Here is a 2,252-nt window from a genome sequence, read left to right as displayed (position 1 = left end):
GGATGATGATTGTCGCTTGACTTCGGGCGAGGTTTTTACCTTCCCCATCAAATTTGGATTATTTCGCTTGACTTCGGGCGAGGTTTTTACCTTTCCCCCTTCCCCTTTCCCCCTTCCCCTTCTTCATAAAAGCAGTTCTGTTACACCATCTACGACTTCTCCATAACAGCAATTGAAAAGTTAGGAGTTGTATCAATTCTCAAAATTGCCATACACTAATTTTTACGTCTGGTATGTCTTTACATGAAATGGTATTAAAAATTATTAATTAATAACTCATAACTTTCTCCTGTCCCATGAGCCTCTGAGCATATAGGATCAGAACAGTCAGAATCCATATAAATTATCCACGGAGAGAACACTGTATGAATCTGGTTGTACTCCAGAACTGGCTGGACAATGCCTCCTTTGCCATATTATTCCTAACAATGCTGGTGTATTGGGGAGGAGCGGCTTTTCCAAATCTGCCTTATCTAGCCGCTTTGGGGACAGCTGGGATGGCGATCGCAAATTTGTGCATAGCTACTCTACTAGGGGCACGATGGATCGAAGCTGGTTACTTTCCCTTAAGTAATCTCTATGAATCTCTGTTTTTCTTAACTTGGGGAATTACCGCCGTTCATCTCATTGCTGAAAGTAGTAGCCGTAGCCGCTTAGTAGGAGTTGCAACAGCTCCGGTGGCAATGGCGATCGCAGCTTTTGCTACTATGACACTACCATCCCAGATGCAAGCGTCAGAACCGCTAGTACCTGCCTTGAAGTCAAATTGGCTGATGATGCATGTTAGCGTCATGATGTTGAGTTATTCTGCTTTGATGGTGGGTTCATTATTAGCGATCGCTTTCTTAATTGTCACTCGCGGTCAAAATATCCAACTACAAGGCAGTTCTGTAGGTACTGGTGGCTATCGTAGCAACGGCTACCGCTTGCACAAAGCCGGTGAACTAATTTCTCAACCACCAGCCCCTCCTGTCGAAAATAACGGCTTTGCCCGTTTTGAAAGTAGTAGCAACGGCAACGGTAACGGTAGCACTGCTGTTTTGGGTTTAGTTACAACAACCCCAATCCAAAATCCAAAATCTGAAATCCAAAATTCGGAACCCCTTTCGCCCCAGCGCCTTAGCCTTGCCGAAACCCTCGACAACATTAGCTATCGCATCATCGGGCTAGGATTTCCCCTGCTGACAATTGGCATTATTGCCGGTGGCGTTTGGGCTAACGAAGCTTGGGGTTCCTACTGGAGTTGGGACCCCAAAGAAACTTGGGCACTAATCACCTGGTTAGTATTTGCCGCCTACCTTCACGCCAGAATCACTCGCGGTTGGCAAGGGCGTCGTCCCGCAATTTTAGCCGCCACCGGCTTGCTTGTGGTTTGGGTTTGCTATCTCGGTGTAAATCTTTTGGGTAAAGGTTTGCATTCTTACGGTTGGTTTTTTTAAGAATCTCACTAAGACAGTACTGAGTGTTGAGTATTTTACCTTTACTCATAACTCAGCACTTAGGAAAATCTCGCGTAAAACTATGTGAGTTGAGTGTTTAAGTTGAAACGCACAGGAGTGCAGAGTTTTATTTGTTGCCCCTACTCTTACGAGATCACTAAGAGCGATCGCGCGGGACAAAAAAATTATTACTGATAACGACCAATGACCAATGACCAATGACCAATGACTAAATCTATAAAATAATCATTTTGTTTCGGATGAACTGTTATATCTCTCGAAAATATAGATTTATTGACAGGAGATATTTATGGAAGATGGATTCGAGAGACTAAATCACGATGAAGTTGTGTCTATAGAACCAGACACTTTTAATAAGTTAAATATTGCTAAAACCTTTAAAGTCCGTGATTTGATTACAGCAATTAAGGAATATGTTGGAGCAGAAGAAACAGATGAAGTAAATTTGTATACCCAAGGATTAAATTGTGAAGTTTTACAATTTAGTACTTTGGGATGGAAAAAAGGAAAAGTTAGACTTGCTTTAGAATTTTGTCCTGATGAATCTGAGTCACCACTTGATGAAATTTTTCAAAAACTCAAACAAGTAGAAAACTAATATTCAATTACTAAAAGAATCCTGATTTATTTCAGAAGTCGGGGTTCTTTTGCGTCTCAATGTTTACAAATAAAATAGGATGTGCTGAATTGCTATTAAAGTTTAGAAGTTTATAAATTAGTTAATAATACTTATATAAGAATCCGGTTTGATTTTTGAAAAGATACGTAGGGTGCGTTAGCGACAGCGTAACG

Annotated in this window: 2 protein-coding genes; both read left to right on the top strand. The window is 41.2% G+C overall.

Annotated elements, in window-relative coordinates:
* Positions 1 to 365: 365 nt before the first annotated feature.
* Positions 366 to 1,439, top strand: a complete 1,074-nt coding sequence (ccsB, locus tag VB740_RS17920) for a c-type cytochrome biogenesis protein CcsB (RefSeq protein WP_323201308.1) — start codon at positions 366 to 368, stop codon at positions 1,437 to 1,439.
* A gap of 310 nt (positions 1,440 to 1,749) precedes the next feature.
* Complete coding sequence (locus tag VB740_RS17915; RefSeq protein WP_094350095.1) at positions 1,750 to 2,058, top strand: KGK domain-containing protein; 309 nt, start codon at positions 1,750 to 1,752, stop codon at positions 2,056 to 2,058.
* Positions 2,059 to 2,252 lie beyond the last annotated feature (194 nt).

The sequence above is a fragment of the Nostoc sp. UHCC 0251 genome (assembly GCF_034932245.1).
Classification (GTDB): domain Bacteria; phylum Cyanobacteriota; class Cyanobacteriia; order Cyanobacteriales; family Nostocaceae; genus Nostoc.
The sequence above is the reverse complement of the archived record's forward strand: the minus strand, read 5'-3'. Positions and strand labels throughout refer to the sequence as shown.

What these genes read in the sequence shown, in the direction of transcription:
- ccsB (WP_323201308.1), top strand. Translation starts at nt 366, where the DNA reads ATGAATCTGGTTGTACTCCAGAACTGGCTGGACAATGCCTCCTTTGCC.
- VB740_RS17915 (WP_094350095.1), top strand. Translation starts at nt 1,750, where the DNA reads ATGGAAGATGGATTCGAGAGACTAAATCACGATGAAGTTGTGTCTATA.